This is a genomic window from Candidatus Poriferisodalis sp., from assembly GCF_965208895.1.
GTDB lineage: Bacteria > Actinomycetota > Acidimicrobiia > Acidimicrobiales > Poriferisodalaceae > Poriferisodalis.
On the sequence record NZ_OZ242363.1, the window covers coordinates 2,928,609 to 2,946,449 of the forward strand.

13 protein-coding genes and 1 pseudogene are annotated in these 17,841 nt (G+C 66.2%); 11 read left to right on the top strand and 3 right to left on the bottom strand.

Annotated elements, in window-relative coordinates:
* The first annotated feature begins 42 nt into the window (after window positions 1-42).
* From rpmJ to ACOGJB_RS13225, 7 genes and pseudogenes are all read left to right on the top strand, one after another.
* Entirely contained in the window at window positions 43-156 is a 114-nt protein-coding gene (gene rpmJ, locus ACOGJB_RS13195; protein WP_419837562.1) for a 50S ribosomal protein L36, read from the top strand.
* An 18-nt stretch (window positions 157-174) separates the two neighbouring features.
* Window positions 175-552 carry a 30S ribosomal protein S13 gene (gene rpsM, locus ACOGJB_RS13200; protein WP_419837563.1) on the top strand — a complete coding sequence of 126 codons (378 nt, stop codon included), beginning with the start codon at window positions 175-177 and terminating at the stop codon, window positions 550-552.
* Window positions 553-613: 61 nt separating this feature from the next.
* Window positions 614-1,006 (top strand): 30S ribosomal protein S11, encoded by a 393-nt coding sequence (gene rpsK / locus ACOGJB_RS13205; protein ID WP_419837564.1) that lies wholly within the window; start codon window positions 614-616, stop codon window positions 1,004-1,006.
* A 1-nt stretch (window position 1,007) separates the two neighbouring features.
* Window positions 1,008-1,625, top strand: a complete 618-nt coding sequence (gene rpsD / locus ACOGJB_RS13210; RefSeq protein WP_419837565.1) for a 30S ribosomal protein S4 — start codon at window positions 1,008-1,010, stop codon at window positions 1,623-1,625.
* Between the two features lie 34 nt (window positions 1,626-1,659).
* Window positions 1,660-2,661 carry a DNA-directed RNA polymerase subunit alpha gene (locus ACOGJB_RS13215; RefSeq protein ID WP_419837566.1) on the top strand — a complete coding sequence of 334 codons (1,002 nt, stop codon included), beginning with the start codon at window positions 1,660-1,662 and terminating at the stop codon, window positions 2,659-2,661.
* 2 nt (window positions 2,662-2,663) lie between these two features.
* Window positions 2,664-3,014: pseudogene (rplQ, locus tag ACOGJB_RS13220) on the top strand (50S ribosomal protein L17); the annotation flags it as partial.
* A 236-nt stretch (window positions 3,015-3,250) separates the two neighbouring features.
* Window positions 3,251-6,406: a hypothetical protein gene (locus ACOGJB_RS13225; protein ID WP_419837567.1), complete on the top strand. Its 3,156-nt coding sequence runs from the start codon at window positions 3,251-3,253 to the stop codon at window positions 6,404-6,406.
* Between the two features lie 182 nt (window positions 6,407-6,588).
* Here the strand turns inward: ACOGJB_RS13225 and ACOGJB_RS13230 are convergent, their stop codons facing one another.
* Window positions 6,589-7,527 carry an acyl-ACP desaturase gene (locus tag ACOGJB_RS13230; protein WP_419837568.1) on the bottom strand — a complete coding sequence of 313 codons (939 nt, stop codon included), beginning with the start codon at window positions 7,525-7,527 and terminating at the stop codon, window positions 6,589-6,591.
* A 405-nt stretch (window positions 7,528-7,932) separates the two neighbouring features.
* Between ACOGJB_RS13230 and ACOGJB_RS13235 the strand changes: the two genes are divergently transcribed.
* Complete coding sequence (locus ACOGJB_RS13235; protein ID WP_419837569.1) at window positions 7,933-9,237, top strand: ATP-binding protein; 1,305 nt, start codon at window positions 7,933-7,935, stop codon at window positions 9,235-9,237.
* A gap of 38 nt (window positions 9,238-9,275) precedes the next feature.
* On the opposite strand, the gene ACOGJB_RS13240 is transcribed toward ACOGJB_RS13235, so the two are convergent.
* A complete protein-coding gene (locus ACOGJB_RS13240) occupies window positions 9,276-9,935 on the bottom strand; it encodes a superoxide dismutase (RefSeq protein ID WP_419837570.1) in 660 nt (219 codons plus the stop codon).
* Window positions 9,936-10,110: 175 nt separating this feature from the next.
* On the opposite strand from ACOGJB_RS13240, the gene ACOGJB_RS13245 reads away from it, so the two are divergent.
* Both ACOGJB_RS13245 and ACOGJB_RS13250 read left to right on the top strand, forming a co-directional pair.
* Window positions 10,111-10,455, top strand: a complete 345-nt coding sequence (locus tag ACOGJB_RS13245) for a hypothetical protein (RefSeq protein WP_419837571.1) — start codon at window positions 10,111-10,113, stop codon at window positions 10,453-10,455.
* 182 nt (window positions 10,456-10,637) lie between these two features.
* Window positions 10,638-13,691 (top strand): M16 family metallopeptidase, encoded by a 3,054-nt coding sequence (locus ACOGJB_RS13250; RefSeq protein WP_419837572.1) that lies wholly within the window; start codon window positions 10,638-10,640, stop codon window positions 13,689-13,691.
* Between the two features lie 73 nt (window positions 13,692-13,764).
* On the opposite strand, the gene ACOGJB_RS13255 is transcribed toward ACOGJB_RS13250, so the two are convergent.
* Window positions 13,765-14,706, bottom strand: coding sequence for a nucleotidyltransferase domain-containing protein (locus ACOGJB_RS13255; RefSeq protein ID WP_419837573.1), 942 nt, complete (start codon window positions 14,704-14,706; stop codon window positions 13,765-13,767).
* Window positions 14,707-14,965: 259 nt separating this feature from the next.
* Between ACOGJB_RS13255 and ACOGJB_RS13260 the strand changes: the two genes are divergently transcribed.
* Window positions 14,966-17,806 carry a choice-of-anchor R domain-containing protein gene (locus ACOGJB_RS13260; RefSeq protein ID WP_419837574.1) on the top strand — a complete coding sequence of 947 codons (2,841 nt, stop codon included), beginning with the start codon at window positions 14,966-14,968 and terminating at the stop codon, window positions 17,804-17,806.
* Window positions 17,807-17,841 lie beyond the last annotated feature (35 nt).

A 17,841-nucleotide genomic window follows, 5' to 3' on the forward strand; every position in this document is an offset into this window, starting at 1 on the left:
GGCCCCTATACTTGCTCGCTCGCCTAAAGCGCAGGTCACCCGATGAAAGTTCGTCCGAGCGTCAAGAAGATCTGCGACAAGTGCCGCGTCATCCGCCGTCATGGGCGGATCCGGGTCATTTGCCCGAATCCGCGGCACAAGCAGCGGCAAGGCTGAGACAGGAGTCCCGAATCGATGGCCCGAATCGCCGGTGTCGACATACCGCGTGAGAAGCGTGTGGAGATCGCGCTCACCTACATCTACGGCATCGGCCGCTCGGCCAGCCAGCAGATCTGCGAAGACCTGAACATCGCCGAGCGAACCCGCGTGCGTGACCTGACCGATGCCGAGGTGGCCCGCATCCGCAACCACATCGACGCGCACCTAGCCGTCGAGGGCGACCTGCGGCGTGACATCGCCCAAGACGTCAAGCGGAAGATCGAGATCGGCTGCTACCAAGGCGTTCGTCACCGCCGCGGACTTCCGGTACGAGGCCAACGGACACATACGAACGCACGTACCCGCAAGGGTCCGCGCAAGACAGTGGCGGGCAAGAAGAAGGTGCGGAAGTGACGAGGTACGCGGCGCGAGCCCGTCGGCAACGAGAGAGTGGACACACGGGGAGCGTGCGGAAGTGAATCAGCCCCAGCCCCGGCGCGGGCGGCGCAAGGAGCGCAAGAACGTCGGCGACGGCGTTGCGCACATCAAGAGTTCGTTCAACAACACGATCATCACGTTCACCGACTTGGGCGGCAACGTGGTGTCGTGGGCCTCGGCGGGCAATGCCGGCTTCAAGGGCTCGCGCAAGTCGACGCCGTTCGCCGCGCAGCAGGCCGCTGAGCAGGCCGCTGAGCGTGCCATGGAGCACGGGGTGCGCCGGGTGCACGTGCAGGTGAAGGGTCCCGGTTCCGGCCGCGAGACTGCGATCCGCTCCATCCAGAACTCCGGCATCGAGATCAAGGGCATCCGCGACATGACGCCGGTGCCCCACAACGGCTGCCGCCCTCCCAAGCGCCGGAGGGTCTGAGATGTCTCGTTATACGGGTCCCAAAGCGCGCGTCTCTCGACGGCTCAACACCAACATCTGGGGCACCGAGGGCGAGACGAAGGCGCTTGACCGGCGTCCGTACCCGCCTGGTGAGCACGGCCGGGGAAGGCGCCGCAGCCAGAACTCCGAGTTCTTGATGCAGCTGCAAGAGAAGCAGAAGTGCCGCTTCACCTACGGGATGACGGAGCGGCAATTCCGCAACGTCTACGAAGAAGCCGCCCGCCAGCGCGGGGTCACCGGTGAGAACCTGCTGCGATTGCTCGAGCTGCGGCTCGACAACATCGTGTACCGGGCCGGCTGGGCGGCAACCCGCCCGCAGGCTCGCCAATTCGTGGGCCACGGTCACATCGATGTCAACGGCCGGCGGGTGAACATTCCCAGCTACCGGGCCCGTGCTGACGACGTGGTCGAACTGCGGACCAAAGCCCGCGAGATCGTCACCGTCCGCTGGAATCTCGACGTGCTCGATCGCACCCCGCCGGCGTGGCTGGAGGCGAGCGACGGAGGCCAGCGTGTCACCGTGCGCGAGCTGCCGATCCGATCCCAGATCGAGATCCCGGTGCGCGAGCAGCTCATCGTCGAGCTCTACAGCAAGTAACCCTGCAACATCCGCCGCCCACGAAGAGGTGAATGTGTCCGTTTCCGACACCTTGGTCATGCACCGACCCACGATCGACATCCTTGGCGAGCCCGAGGGCAATCGCCAGCGCTTCGCGATTGGCCCGCTGGAGCCCGGGTTCGGGCACACGCTGGGCAACTCGCTGCGCCGCACACTGTTGTCGTCGATTCCCGGTGCCGCAGTCACTCAGGTCCGGTTCGATGATGCGCTGCATGAGTTCACGACGATCGAGGGCGTCGTCGAGGACGTCACCGACATCATCCTGAATCTCAAGGATGTGGTGCTTCGCAGCCACAGCGACGAGCCCGTAGCGGTGCGTCTCGATGAGCGAGGCGTGGGTCCGGTGCTGGCGGGCCACGTCGATTGGGGCATCGATGTCGACTGCCTGACGCCAGACCTGCACATCGCGACGCTCGGTGAGGGCGCCCGATTGGCGATGGACCTCACCGTCGAGCGCGGCTGGGGCTACACCGCGCCAGAGAGCGAGCGCACCGGCAGCACAATCGGCGTGATCCTCATGGACGCTCTGTTCAGCCCCGTGCGTCGTGTGGCGGTGGAGGTCGAACCGGTCCGTGTCGAGCAGTCCACCGACTTCGACCGGCTCGTGCTCGACATCGAGACCGATGGAGCGATGACTCCACGCGAGGCGCTCGCGTCGGCAGGCGACACCCTGTGCCGACTCATGCTCATGATCGCCGAACTCTCGCAGGACCGCTTGGGTCTCGACATCGCTGAGGTAGCGGCTGTCGGAGGCCAGACCAGCGATCTGGAACGTCCGATCGAAGACTTGGGTCTGTCCGAGCGTGCTCGCAACTGCCTCAAGCGTGCGCAGTTCAACACCATCGGCGAGCTGCTCGATCAATCGGTCGACGAACTGATGACCGTCCCGAACTTCGGCCAGAAATCGCTGGACGAGGTCATCGAGAAGCTCGACGAGCGAGGTCTGGCATTGCGTGGCATGAGCCCCTCGCCCGATGCTGAGCCTGAGCCGGCCACCCCAGCGGCGGTCAGCTGACCATGCCCACGCCCACGAAGGGTCGTCGCCTCGGCGGAAGCGCCAGTCATCAGCGCTCCATGCTGGCCAACTTGGCGGCGTCGCTGTTCGCGGCTGAGGCCATCGAGACCACCGAAGCCAAGGCCAAGGCACTGCGGCCCTACGCCGAGAAGCTCATCACCAAGGCCCGCAAGGGCGGCTTGGCACGGCACCGCCAGATCGTCGCCAGCCTCAACGGCGATCAGGAGATGGCCCAGAAGCTCATCGACGAGATCGGCCCGCGCTACGAGGGACGCCCTGGCGGCTACACGCGCATCTTGAAACTCGGCCCGCGCCGTGGCGACAACGCCCCGATGGCGCTCATCGAATTGGTCTGAGTGCCTGACTGCCCGACGTCGGGCAGCCGACGCACCCCGTCTCCAGCGGCCAAGCGACATCTGCGACCGTCCACGCGCATGTCCTGAGGGTGCCGCGCACTCAGGTCTTGGCTGGTTCCGAACAGTGTTGTATTGTGACGCGCAGGTGTACCCAGGCCGATTTGGCCGTCAGGCAAGGAGTGGTCGGCAATGCAGAATCGAAGTGATTCCCCCCCCCCCCCATCGGTGCGGGCATGAAGACCACAAGGCGCGCTGTGTGCGGCGTTCTCGTCGCGTTGCTGACAGCGGCGGCGGCGACGACGGTCGCTGTTCAGCCAGCCGCGGCCCAGATATCGGAGCGTGACATCCAGCGGGTGGGGTTGGCCATGAACGTTGAACGCAACGGTCTGGTGGCCGAGGGAACACAGATCACGGTCGCCGCCCGACTGAAGAAGCCGAACAACACGGGGGCCACGCTGAACATCCCGATCCGTCATGTCCCAGCAGACGGCGTGTCGGCAGGCTGGACGGTGTCGGCCAACGATCTGTTAATGCCGTCGTCCATTCCTATTGCGAACGGCGAGCAAACCGGCGCAGCCACTGTCACGATCGTCGACGACGCCGCGCGGGAGGAGTTCGAACGGGGCATCATCGAAATGGGCCAATTGCCGCGTGACGTCTATAAGGTCCTGCCCAGCCAGAACCTCGGCAGTCGGTCTTTGTACTTCTGGATCCGGCCCAGCGACCATTCCGATCTCGGCCGCATGATGTTCCGAGTGTGCACGGCCGCGAACAACGCGTGCCCGGTGGACGGCGACGCCGGCTGGGTCGAGACAACGACCCCGGCGTTGACCCTGACCGAGGGCGGCAGTGCGCAGTCGTATCAGTACAAGTTCACTCGGCCGGACACTCGATACCACGAGTTGGAAGTGCTCGCTCGCAGCGGTGGGCGGTTCTTCGAGGGGAACGCTGACCGTGACCGGCTCACTTGTGTGACCAGCGCCGACCACGCGCGATTCCCCTCGGGGTCCTTGACGTTCGCAGTGTTCGGCGGTGACTCTCCGAGCTACTGTCCCCATCTGAGAAACGTTTTGAGCTGGGATGAACTCGAAACGTGGCAGACGGTGACCTTCCAAGCCGGCCACGATTCTGACACCTCGGACCACCGCAGGACGGTGAGGCACCAGATACTGGCCAGGATTACCGGCCATCCCCATCAGGGCCACTTCTTCCAGGACCCCTCCGGCGAGCAGTGGCCGGTGACGATCACCATTACCGATGACGACGCCCCGGACCAAGACGTGCAGTTCTCCGCGGGCGCCAACGGCTCAACCTGGATAAACATGAACGACGGCGGAGGAGTGGATACAGCGCTGCCTGACGAGCTCGTTCCGGGCCAGACGTATTCGTTTCGCGTGCGGCTGAAGAACCGAAACCTTCCGGCCGATCAAACGCACATCCTCACGCTGCGTTCGGAGTCGCATCACCAAAGTGTGAAGATGTCGCTGGTCTGGAACAACGGGGCTGAGGACGCCCAGTGGTTCCAGCGTTTGGACTTCAAGACCAGCTCCAAACGCAATCGGGTGTACACGGTTCGGGTGCATGTCGCGGCCGACGCTGCGGCGGGCAATGTGGTGTTCGACGAGTACACCCCGCCCGGGTTCTGGAGCCGAGCAGCCGAGCCGAGCACTCAGTGGAACCGTCACTACCAGCGGTCAACCGTGGCGCGCATCGGGCCCGCCTCCGACGATGGGCCGATCAGTGACTCCGACGATGCACCGATCAGCGACTCGAACGATGCGCCGATTGACGAAGCTGCCCTGATCGCGGAGGTGAATGCGCATATCGCGGATTTCACGAGCCGGAATCATGCGAACGGTGTTCGCGACTGGAATCTGATCTTGGATCGGCTTGAGGGCCGGGGGGGGATGAGCGACGCGGACATCGCGGTGTGGCATGAGAGGTCGGTCAGGCATGGCTGGCAGGACGGCGTCACGACGCTGCCGAAGGTGAAGGCGTTCTTGGCGGCGCCGCAGCCGGTGAGCGTGCCGGAGGTGAATGTCACTGGGTCTGTCGGCGGCACGGAGGGTTCTGATGTGTCGTTCACGGTGAGCGCGGTTCCGCCGCCGGTGGCTGATCTGGCGGTGAGCGTGGCAGTGTCAGCTTCGGGCGACTTCGGCGTTTCGACCGGTGCGCGTACGGTGACGATCCTGGCGGGGCAGTCTTCTGCGACGCTGACGTTGTCGACCTCTGACGACTCGGTTGACGAGCCTGACGGTTCGGTGACGTTGACGCTGAACAGCGACAGCGTCGGCGGTTACACGGTGGGTTCGTTGTCGTCGCAGTCGGTGCAGGTGCTCGACGATGACGATCCGCAGCTGGTGGCCGCGCCGGTGGTGAGCGTGAGTGCCGGGGCCGGTGTCACGGAGGGTGGTGCTGCGTTGTTCACGGTGAGCGCCGATGCTGCGCCGGCCGCGGACTTGCCGGTGAGTGTGACGGTCTCGGCGTCTGGTGATTACGGCGTCACAGCCGGTTCGCGGACGGTGACGATCGCGGCGGGCACGACCAGCAAGGTCCTGTCGGTGGCCACATCTGATGATTCGGTGGACGAGGCTGACGGCTCGGTGTCGGTGACAGTGGCCGACGGCGCCGATTACGACGTGGGCACTGCCACGGCGACGGTCGCTGTCGCTGACGATGACGAGCCGCCGACGCCGGTGGTGAGCGTCAGCGCCGGGGCCGGTGTCACGGAGGGCGGTGCTGCTTCGTTCACGTTGACGGCGAGCCCGCCGCCGGCGAATCCGATCTCGGTGAGCGTGTCGGTCGCCGCGTCCGGCGATTACGGCGCGGTGACGGGTCCGCGGACGATCAGCATCCCCACCGGCGGTTCAGTGTCGTTCGACGTCGCGACCTCCGATGATTCGGTGGACGAGGCTGACGGCTCGGTGTCGGTGACGGTGGCCGACGGCGCCGATTACGACGTGGGCACTGCCACGGCGACGGTCAGCGTTGCGGACGATGACGATCCGCCGCCGGTGCAGGACGTGCCCGACACCGACGGCATCGCGGACACCGATCAGGTGCCCGATACCGATCAGGCGCCGGCGTGTGTGGGCAAGCCGACGGTGTCCGTGGCTGACGTGACCGCTCAGCGAGGCGACGATCTCGAGTTCGTGATCAGCATCGACTGTGCCTACAGCAGCGACGTGGAGGTGTACTACTCGGTCACACACGACGGCAGCCTCTACGTAGAAGGCGCAGGCATAGCGACCATCGCCAGCGGCGACACCACCACCACCGTCACCATGCCCACCACCGGCAGCGTCGCCGAGGTAGGCATCTACCTCGCCTACGTCACCGGCGTCACCAACCCGTGGGGAATCTGGGCATACGGCACCGTCATCGGCTAGCGCTTCTGGGTCCTGCCCAGTAGGCGGCGCTGCTGGCACTGCGGTGCGGGCAGCGCCGCCAACTCGGTTCAGCCGACTGGCCTCAAGCGAGCACCGCCGTCGGCGGGTTCAGGGCCGAAGGAGTCCAAACAGGCGGCGTTCGAGCAGGCCGTAGTGAATGCCCGAGGGCAGCTTCGGCAGGGCTATGGCACGAGCGCGGTGTCGCGGCGCAGCGAAGTGCGCGCTTCGGCGTAGCGCTCGGCAAGGCGCTGCCCGACACGGCCGATCCGATCGATCATCTTCATGAGCCGATCGCGGGCCGCCTCGGCGATCGCTGACAGTTCTGTCAGTCCCGGCAGGTTCCAGTCGCGCAGCACCACCGGCTGCAGGATCTGGTCATGGTGAATGGCCAAGTCATAGATGCCGGCTTCGGCGATGATGCGCGAGTGGGTGTCGAAGTCGGTGATGCCCAGCCCAGGCATGGCGAAGTTTTTGACCTGGTTGGCGATGGCGACGACTGCGCTGGAGGGGTCCATCTCGACGGCCGCGCTCATCACGTCGCGGTAGAAGAGGAAATGCAGGTTCTCATCGAAGGCGACGCGCCGCATGATCGCCTTACCGGCGGGATCGTCGATGTGGCGCCCGGTGTTGAAGTGAGCGATGCGCGTGGCCAGCTCCTGCAAAGTCACATATGCGAGGCCTTCGAGCACGTTGGGCGGGTTGGGCACCTTGCCGCACTGCACCTGCGCCATCCGGGCGCGTTCGAGCGCCACCGGGTCGAGCGCGCGCGTGACGGTGAGGTAGTCGTAGATGACCCGTCCGTGGCGCCCCTCTTCGGCTGTCCAGCGGCGAACCCACTCGCCCCATGCGCCTTCGGGGCCGAACAGACGGTCGCTGTCACGGAAGTAGTACGGCAGGTTCTCCTCGGTCAGCACGTTCACGAACAGGGCGCTGCGAGCTTCGGCGGTCAGGTTCGCCTCTTCGGGCGACCACTCGTAGTCGGGCCCGAAATCCTCGCCCCGGCTCCACGGCACGAGCGTGTGGGGATGCCATTCCTTGGTCTGCCCCAGATGGCGCGCCAAGAGCCGCTCGACCGTCGGCTCAAGACCGGCGAGCGTCCGGGCATCAGCCTCTGCATTCATCGGGTGTCGTCAGTCACCATTCGCGGTGCATCCTAACGACCGTGCCGCCGGGTGAATGCCGGACGCCCCAACTTGCTGTCCGCGGTGCGGTCGATCGTGCCTGCACTCAGTCGGCCGAACCGCCCGACTGAGTGGCCATGCGGTGTGGCTGCGAGATGCCCAAGAGCAGCACAGCGAGCTGATCGGGGTCGTCGAGTCGGTGAACCGTCACAGCACGGCTTCGTGGCGGAGGATGGCGTAGAGCTCAGGCGGGAACTTGACCGTGGTCCGATTCACGTATGCCAGCACTCGCAGCGGCCTGGAATGGGCCGGTTTCGGCAAACTCAGGATCTGAGTATCGGCAGATGTTGGATATTGATTCCAGCAATTACTGTATTTTATCCTCGGCAGATGTAGGATTTCGGTATGGCGACATCACCAGGGCCACAGTTCGAGGCCGGTGTGCAGTCCCAAGCCGATGAGCGTGCGGCTCTCTACCCCAGAGCCGTGGAATGGCTGGTGCGAGACGAGTTGCTCCCAGCCTTTCCTGCTCTGTGGGTGGTCGGGCCTCGCGGTTGTGGCAAATCCACATCGATGAGCCGCTTCGCCGATTCTGTCTTGGACCTCTCCGAGCCGGGCAACCGGCTGGCAGCAAGGGAAGACCCCGATGGCGCGCTCTCCCACGCCGGCGGCACGTTGCTTGTGGACGAATGGCAAGAGGCGCCTGAGATTCTCGGAGCGATCAAGCGAGCGGTGGATGTGGATCGCTCATCTCGCCGCGGCAGGTTCATTGTGACCGGCTCAGTCCGGGCTGCCCATCAAGCAGCCACTTGGCCGGGCACAGGCCGCTTCATTCGGGTCCGCATGCACGGCCTGACTCGGGCCGAGATGGAGCGCGTCGAGCGATACAACCCAGTCGATGCCCTCTTCAGGCTCGAACAAGTGCAGTTTGCGCGATCCGAGTGGAACCGCAACGACTATCTCGAAGCGATCGTGGCAGGACGGTTTCCGGTAGCGGTCGATCTGACCGCACGGAATCGCCGCAGATGGTTCCGCGCCTACGTCGAGCAGCTCATCGACAGGGATGCGCAGCAGATCTCCCTCCGGTCGCCACCTCCAAGAAAGCTGCGATCAGTGCTGGAATCGTGCGCGGCGCGGACCAGCCGAGAGCTCAACAAGCAGGCCACCGCCCGTGATGCCGGTGTCGATTTCAGGACCGCCGATGGATACCTCGGCTTGCTCGAGGACCTCTGCATCATCAACCGGCTGCCTGCATGGCACACGAAGCGGCTGCAACGGCTCACACGGTCGCCCAAGATCGTCATGACCGATCCCGGTATGGCCGCCCACCTCGTCAACACCGACGCTGTTTCGCTTGGCAGAGATCCCGTGCTGATCGGGCAGATGTTCGAGACCTTCGCCGCGACGGAACTGCTGGCTCACCTCGAAACAGCGGCCGAGGAGACGCAAATGTTCCATGCGCGCGATCGCGACGGCAAAGAGGTGGACATCGTGCTCGAGAGCCGAGGCAAGATCGTGGGGATCGAGGTGAAGTCGTCCAGCGTTGTCGGTCGAGATGACGCCAAGGGACTCATGTGGCTGCGCGAGCGGTTGGGAGATGCGTTCGCCGGCGGTGCCGTGCTCAGCAGCGGCCGCATCCCGTTCCAGATTGACGATCGATTGTGGGCACTGCCCCTCAGTGCGCTGTGGACTGCCCCGGGGTCGCTATGAGGGACTGCGCTCGGCGCCGTCGGGTACTGGCTCGCCGACTAGGTCTTGGCGCGCAGGGCGTCTGCGTAGTTGGCTGAGGCAAACTCCCAGTTGACCAGGTGCTCGACGAAGGCGTCGACGTAGCCGGCGCGGGCGTTCTGGTAGTCGAGGTAGTAGGCGTGCTCCCACACGTCGATCACCAGCAGCGGCACCTGCTGCGGTTCAGACGGGATGGCGCTGGTGCCGGCGATCGGTGTGCTGGCGTCATCGGTCTGGACGATGCGAAGCGGGCCGGGCGCGGTGCCGGCTGCAGCCGTGTCGAATACCAGCCAGCCCCATCCCGAGGCGAAATTGCCCACCGCTCCGGCCGCGAACTCGTCGCGGAAGGCGTCCACGCTGCCGAAGCTCGCCACCAGTGCGGCTGCGAGGTCGCCATCTGGCTCGCTGCCGCCGCCCGGCGACATCGAACGCCAGTAGAAGTCGTGATTCCACGCCTGCGCTGCGGCGTTGAACAGCTTGCTGCTGTGGCCGCCGGGGCCCAATGAGCGCACGAGCGCTTCCAGCGAGACATCGGCGTGCGCAGTGTCGGCCGTCAGTTCGTTCACCGTCTTGACGTAGGCGGCGTGGTGCTTGCCGTAGTGGAAGCTGATCGTGCGCTCGCTGATATGGGGCGCCAGCGCATCGGGTGCGTAGGGAAGGTCTGGAAGTGGAATCGTCATGCGAGTCTCACGTGATCTCGGGCCCGGGCGAGTATGCCAGCGGCCACAGTGATTTCCCCGAGCGGTCGGCGGGCCGCACTCTGCGAAGCGACCCCAAGGGCACTGTGTTGGTGCCCTCACCGTGGGCCTCGCCTCAGCCAAGCCGGCCCGGCCACCCGCCGGTATGGTGCGCAGCGTGCAGCTGGTGGGCATCTACGACGCAGACGGCACGCTGGCCGGTGAGCTGCGCTACGCCCTCGGCAAGCTGACCGGGCGTGCCAAGTGCGCTCTGTGCGACATCACCCATGGCTGGAATCCGATGGGTTCGCGCCAGTGGAAGCAGGCCTGTGCGGCCTCGCCGGTCGAATTGGTGCTCGTTCACCGTGACGAAGCCACCGCTGCGCAGATCGCGGCCGCGTCGGCGCTGCCGAGCATCGTCGCCCACGACGGCGACGGCTGGAAAGAGGCCCTGACGGCTGCTGAGATAGCGACCTTCAAGGGTGCCCCAGAAGGCTTGCTGGATCGCCTCGCCGCGTTGTGATCTGTCACCGGAATGGAGTCATGTCGCGATGTCCCAGTCGGGCCTGGTGCTAGTACCGTCGTCAGCCGCATAACGGCGGCCTCTTGGTGCAGCAGCCCTGCGATTCTGCTGGGCTCTCGGGTCGCCCGAACTCACCGGTACCGGCTGCTGTGCAGCCGCTCAGTCGAAAGGCGATGACGTCGATGAAACCGGCTACTTGGCGCAAGCTCTTCGCGGCACTCCTCGTGTCTGCCGTACTGGCGGCGGCATGCTCGCCCGACGGCCCGGATGCAGGCCTCGACGCTGACGAGGCCGCAGCAGCGATCGATGACGCTCACGCTGAGGCACCTGAAACGACGGCAGCACGCGGCGATGCCGATCAAGCCGACGAGCCCCAGACGTCTGACGACGAGCCCGCGACTCCCGACGACGAGAGACCGGCGCCTGACGACGAGCGCGAGAGCGCCGGTGAGCCCGCGCCGGTCGGCGACCCGGCCGATTTGGGCGCCTTCAACGACTACGACCCGACGAACCCCGACACGACCCTGCTGCCGATCGACCCCGACGTGCTGATCGGCCAGCTCGCGAACGGCCTCACCTATTACCTGCGCTCGAACGACTCGCCGGGCGAAGCAGCGGTCATGCACTTGGTCGTGAACGCCGGCGGGCTGCTCGACCCCGACGGCGAGGAAGGCACGGCGCATTTCCTGGAGCACATGCTGTTCAACGGCACCGAGCGCTTCTCGAAGAACGAGCTGGACCAGGTGCTGCGCGACTTCGGCACCGACTTCGGTCCCGACCTGAACGCCTACACCAGCCCCGACGAGACCGTCTACATCCTCGATTTCCAGCTGGACGATCCCGAAGCGCTCGACACCGCGTTCACGGTGCTCTCGCAATGGGCATCGGCCGCCACGCTGCTTGTCGAAGATGTCGAGGAGGAACGCGGCATCATCCTCGACGAATACCGGTTGCGAGACGAATCCGCGTCGGGCCGGATCTCGAACTTCCTCGATGCGATCTACTACCGGGGCACCGTCTATGAGGGCATGCTGATCGGCGGCAGCCAAGAATCGAACTCGACGGTCACCGCCGAAGACCTGCGGGAGTTCTACGACACTTGGTACCGGCCCGACAACATGGCCGTCGTCGTGGTCGGCGACCTGCTGGTGACGCAGATGGAAGCGCTGGTGGTCGAGCACTTCGCCGAGTTCGCAGCGCGCTCGCCCTCGGCGCCGGCCCAGCCGGACCGGGGCGCGTTCACGGTGAGGTTCGTCACTGAGCCGGTCACCGGCGTCGTCACCCATCCTGACCACGGCCCCATCTACATCTCGCTCGACTGGCAGCTGCCCGCGTGGCCCCAGGGCACCGTCGGCGGCGAGCGGCTACGGCTGATGGAGGATCTGATCGCCCAGATGCTCGACATCCGGCTCGATGCCGCGCACCGGGCAGGCCTCATGGCCCAGGCCACCGAGCCGCACATCAGCTCCTTCCCTGCCGCTCGCGGGCTGCGGCTGTACGGCACCAACTACCAAGGCCAAGACTTGGTTCAGGCCACCACCGACTACCTGTCGGTGGTGGAGGGCGCGGCCCATTTCGGTTTCACCCCCGGCGAGTTCGAGCAGGCTGTCGAGGCGTTCAAGACCTCGCTGCAATTCCAGCTCGAGAGCTCTGCCACACGCCAGGACGACGCGTTCGCGTTCGGCTACGTCGGGCACTTCCTCAGCGGCGCCGACATCTCGGCGACTGACGATCGCGTGGCGCGCCTGAGCGCGCTCCTCGACACGTACTCCGCAGCCGAAGCCACGGCGCACTTGCGCTGGGTGCTCGAGTTGGCGCCGCCGCTCGTCGTTTCCATCGGACCCGACCCGTCGGTCGTGCCCACGGCCGATGAACTGCTCGCGGCGGTCGAAGCGGTGCGTCCGCTCGCCCCGCCAGCCGCCGAGGAGGCGATCGAGGCGCTCATGGAGCGGCCGGCCCCGGTCGCTGCGTCTCGCGAGACCGCGGTGAATCTGGTCCCCGATGGCTACGAGTGGGAGTTCCCCAACGGTGCCCGCGTCGTCTTCGCTCCCTCCGCCATTGCGGCCGGCCGGGTGGACGTCGTAGCCGAGGGCCTTGGCGGATGGTCGACGCTGGACGTCGGCGACTCTGCGCTCGTGCGCCACGCGGTGAGCGCCGTCGCGGCCAGCGGTGTCGGAGATGCTTCGGCAACACAGCTCGATGAGTACCTGGCGACCACGACAGCCCGAGTCAGCCCGTTCATCGCAGAGTTCTCCGAGGGCTTCTCCGCAGCATCGGGCGCCGATGATCTCGAAGCGCTGTTCACGCTGATGCACCTGTACATCACCGAGCCCCGCATCACCGAGGTTGCCGCCGGTGAGCAACTTCAAGCCATGGAGACCCGGCTGGCCAACGCTCAGACCTTCCCTCAGTGGATCTCGGAGCTGGCATTGCTCGATGCGCTGCACCAGGGCAGCCAGTGGCATCAGTTCTTCGCCACCCGATCCCAGATCGATGCCACCACGCCCGATTCGCTGCTCAGCCTGTACCGAGCGCGGCTGAGCGATGTCGACGACCTGATGGTGGTGGTCGTCGGCGACATCGACCAGGCCACGGTGGCCGACCTGGCGGCCCGCTACATCGGCACCCTGCCAGCCGGAGCGCCGGACACCTTCGTGAATCGCCGACGTGGCTTCCCCGCCGGAGTGGAGCGCATCACGATCCCGGTCAGCGCCGATGCGGGCGCGGCGGGGTTCGATGTGATGTTCGGCGCCACGGCGCCGGCGGACACGTCGTCGCTGGTCATTGCAGATGTGGCTGCTGCGGTCGTCAACGACCTGCTCACCGTGCGGGTGCGCGAGGAACTCGGCGACGCATACTCCGTCGGCGTGTCGGTGGCGCCGAATGCCGCGGTCGGCACCTGGGAGGGCCGCATCTTCTCAACAGGTGCGTCGGAGGGTCTCGACGCCGGTCACGCAGAGGTCATCGAGATCTTGACCGAGCTGATCGCGGACGGCCCCGCCGAGCGAGACTTCGCGCAGGCGATTGCCGTGGTCGGAGACGACTACGTGCTGGAGTCCAACTCGCTGCTCATCAATCCGCTGCTGAGCCGTCATCACGTCGACGACGCCGACGTGGCCACGCTTGCACGCCGACGCGCAACGCTCGGCGAGGTCACCGCCGCCGACGTGCAGCAGTTCATCGCGCTGCTCTTCGACCTCGACAACCGCATCGAGGTCTTCCGCACCGCCGAATAGACGGCCGCGCGATACACGGAGCACCGGGCTGAGGGTTGTCGGTCACGGGAACGAAGACCGGTCGAGTCGGGGGCTACCGGCCGATGTCTCGGCCTGGCCGGTCGGGGAGGCGGATGGGTCCGTCGAGGACCGCAGACACGCGCTCGCAATGGTGGTCCCACAGGTCAAGGTCGCGCTCGGAGATGCCTTGGCGGCGGCACTCGTCGGCAACGATGGCGCCGATGCTTACAGCGGCGGCGCACTGGTCGCGCAGCTGGTTCTCGTCGGGCAACTCTGGCCGGTCAGCGACGTAGTTCGATTTGCGCCATTCGTGCAGCGCGGCCAAGTCGAGGGCGTTGCCGGCCAGTGTGTGGAAGGCGTGGCGAACCGTGTCTGGCTGGTCGGCGAGCAGCCCGACGATGTTGTGCTTCTTGGGCGGCGCGGCTCCCAAGGAGATCACGTAGGTGGCCTTCGCCGCGGACTCGACGATGAGGAGGACCTCGGCCATCGCCGAGGCGAAGCGGCGGCCCTCTTGGTGGCGACGATGGTCGGCGTCGACTGCATCGGCTTCGGCGACTGTCGGACGCAGGTGAATCTCGAGCCGCCCTGCGGCGTCGTACATTTCCTCGAATCGGCTGGCAAGCTCAGCGGTGGGGTCAGCAGGCAATCCGATCTCCTTGTCCCAGTCGATCCCGGCGTGGCTGCCCGAATCGGCCAGCTCGACTGCGTCGCCGGCGATGCGGGCCTCCACCGAGCACGGCACCTTTGTCGTGCGCACCGCCCATTCGGGCGCGTCGGTGACTATCACGTCGACTGAGCATCCCGTGGCCGCGCGGGCCTTCGCCTCCAGAGCGCATCGACGCTTGGAGCGGTCGCTGTAGTCGCCGAGGTCGTCGTAGATCGCCACCAGGTCGATGTCGCTGCGTCGGCCGGCTTCGCCGCGCGCCAGCGACCCGAACAGCAGCACCCGGCCTGCGCCGGCGCGCACTAGCTCCTCAGCGGCACGACGGGCGGCAGGAAGATCCGGAGCGGCCATGAGCCGAGAATACCTGCGTCCCGAGAGGCTGGTAAGTGTGCGCCACGTGGACGGACTCTGTATCGCAGCGATCGGTGCTGGCGTGGGTCCGGTGGGCTTTGGGGCTGGCGGCAGTGTCTTCCTTGGAATCGGGGGGACGTAGGCTGAGGATGCGATATCTTCAATCGCTCAGCGTTGTCCGTGGAGGCCCATGATGTCTGTGGTACGTACGTTCCGGGGGGGGGGGGGGCTTCTTAGGAGCCTTGTAGCGGTTGCTGTGGTGGGCGCGTTGCTGGTGCCGTTGTCGTCGGCTGAGGCGCAGACGCCGACTGAGCCGGTGCTGGTGAGCAATCTCGGCCAGACCGGCGCGAGCAGCGATCTCGCCTTTGGCCTGTTTGATGTTGCGCAGGCGTTCTCGACGGGCGGCAACGCGGCGGGTTACACGCTGAGCAGTGTCGATGTGCGGTTTTCTGAGTTGGCCGATGCTGCTGCGGCTTCGAAGGTGACGGTGTCGGTGCATGCTGAGGCGTCGGGCCGCCCGGGCGCGGTGGTCGGCGCATTGACGTGGCCCTCATTCACGCCGTTCACCAGCAGCCAGACGCTGCGCTTCGCGGCGCCTGCGGGGGGCATCAGCCTCGCGGCGGACTCCACATATTTCGTGGTGTTCGACACCGATATTACTGGCGTCCTGTCGGGCAGGCACCTAATTCTGGTCGAGGTCTCGGGCGGCGAGGACGCGGGTGGGGCGCCCGGATTCAGCATCGCTGATGGCAGCTTTTTGCGCACTTTCATTGGCGCCGTCGCGTGGGTCGCCAACTCTGGGGCGTGGCGCATCGCGGTGAACGGCGTGGCGGTGGGAGCAGCGCCGTCCGGTTTGGTGTCGGCGCCGTCGGTGGTGTTTGTGCGTGAGGGCGAGACGGTGTCTGTGCGTTTGGATTTGGCGCAGGAGGTGACGGCCAGCGTGCCGGTGTCGGCGGCGTCGTCGGATGTGTCGCGGTTCAAGGTGAGTCATCCGCGGTCTTTGCATATGCCGGGGGGCCGTCGGGTGCAGACGCAGTCGGCGCCGTCGGGGTCGATCGATTTCAGTTTCGATGCTCAGGATTGGGCGGGTTACGGGCCGGATTCTGTGAAGGGTTATCGGGTGGTGGAGGTGACGGCGTTGCGCAGCGGTGCGGGGGGTCAGCCGGGCACGTCGCCTGATGCGGTGTTCGATTTGGTGTTGTCGTCAACCGATTCGTCTGTGGTGTTGCCGTCGGTGAAGGTGGTGGTGCAGCGCGGGCAGGGTGCTCTGGATCCGCGGTTCGATCCTGATCCCAGCAGTGACGGCGATTGCCGGTATGTGCAGTGCTTGGTGTTGGGCGAGGGCGGTTCGACGTCTTACACGGTGCGGAACTTCAACGTCCCGGCGCCTGGTTCGCCGGTGACGATCACTCCGACGCTGGCGTCGGGGTCGGGGGTGGTGTTCGATCCGCCGGTGGTGTCGTGGTCTTCTGTCGACGACTACTTGGAGGAGCGCACGATCACGGTCACGGCTGTTGAGGACGCCGACATGGACGATGAGGATTTCGTGGTCCGTCATGTGTTCAGCGAGAACTGGGATACCAACGGCTGGTTGAGCAAGGAGTTGCGGAACCCGGCGCGGGAGCTGGTGTATACCAAGGCTGAGCAGGAGAGCCGTTTCAATATGGCGGGCTGGGTCGGTGACGACGACAAGCCCGATATCAGCTTTCCTGCGGATCCCGGCGCCCCGGGCGCGGAGGTCGCCGAGTTGGATCTGAACAGCAACTCCGGCGGCGCTGCTTCTTTTCAGATAGTGCCCGACTCGCCGCCGCTTGATTGCGCGAGCCGTGATCGTCCGTACCTGTGCCGCGAGACTCTCTACATCAGGCTTCAGAGGGCGACCGGCTCGACAGCGCAGCGCGCTGACGGCCAGCCGGAGACAGACGTCACCCGCACGGTGTGGACGATCGACTACACCAGCCCGGGGGTGGGGACGGCGACGTCGAGGGAGGTCACGAAGAAGTCTTGCCAGTGGGGGGCGCTTCCCCGTCTCAAAGAGCGCCAGAAGCTGCTCGCGGCGGACCCGAACGCGGACGTCGCTCACCTGGACTGCGTCAATATGGTGACCTACGACCGGCCGCCTTTCATCGGCGAGGTGGACGGCGAACAGGGCTACTACTTCGCCCGCCGCATCACGAGCGACAACTGGAACCAGCCGATCACCGTCGGCTTGGCGATGGTGTCGGGCTACGGCGGCTCGGGCCACTTCGACGTGTCGATGAGCCTGACCCGCTATGGCGACCCCTCAGCGAAGCGCACGATACGGGTCAACTACGGGCCCGGCCTGACATCGGAAAACCTCGAGGTTCCCGCCGCGGATTCCGACGACACAGAACAACAGCATGTGGCCGACGGCCACCAGCAGCCCGACCGACAGCCGCAGGTTCAGCCCGGCCAACTCGACCAACCGCAGCCCGCTGACCCCCAGCAGACTGCCGACTCGCAGCAGCAGCCCCAGCAGCCGGCGCCCTATGTGGTGGACCCGGCGCTGATCGCGGAGGTCGAAGCGCACATCGCGTCGTTCAAGGCGCGCGGTCACCAAGCAGGGGTGCGCGACTGGACAGCGGTGCTCGACCGGCTCGAAGGCCGCAGCGACGCCATGAGCGACGAAGACATAGCGGCATGGCTCGCCCGGTCACAACGTCACGGCTGGGCCGACGGCATCGGCACGCTGCCCAAAGTGCAAGCAGCCCTCACCGCCCAGGCAGCCGCCCAAGCCCAACAGCAGCAGCAGCCGCAGCAGCCCCAGGACCCGCCGCCGCCGGTGCCCGAAGTCGTGCCCGACACCGACCCGCCCCAGCCGGTGCCGTACGCAGCGGACCCGCAGGTCGTCGCGGCGGTGCAGCACCTGGCGTCGCAGACCCATCACGGCTTCGCTCACGTGAACCGCTGGCAGCGCGCACTCGCCGCGATCGGCGCACTGGACCCCGCCGCGGTGGACGGCGGCGCGCTCACCCTCGCCGAAGCGAAGCAGAACACCCACAGATACAGCAGCCCCGTATGGGGACAGGTCGTCACCGAGATCGAGGCCAAAGCCGCCCACGACACCAGCACCGGCTAAACGGCTGCTTCCACAGGGGCCAGCCTCGTCGCGCC